At 46.8% G+C, this 248-nt stretch carries 1 protein-coding gene; it reads left to right on the forward strand.

Translation table 11 applies throughout. The features are described 5' to 3' along the window. A partial coding sequence (gene rsgA, locus R0K30_RS22955; protein ID WP_410613272.1) for a GTPase RsgA occupies positions 1 to 248 on the forward strand: 248 nt, incomplete at both ends.

The following is a 248-nucleotide window of genomic DNA, read 5'->3' on the forward strand; positions in this document are numbered from 1 at the left end:
CTTAGCTGCAGACGGGGAATCGAAAGAGGTGATACTTTCTTACGTGAAAGACTATCAGGCAATCGGTTATGACGTATATGTGACGTCATCAAAAGAAAACAGCGGCTTAACAGGCATTGTGAAACACTTCGAGAACAAAACAACGGTGTTTGCCGGTCAGTCCGGAGTCGGAAAATCTTCGCTTTTAAATGCGATCAGCCCGGAGCTTGAGCTGAAAACAAACGAGATTTCCGCGCATTTGGGACGCG

It is taken from the genome of Bacillus sp. SIMBA_154, from assembly GCF_046536015.1.
Classification (GTDB): Bacteria; Bacillota; Bacilli; order Bacillales; family Bacillaceae; genus Bacillus; species Bacillus pumilus_P.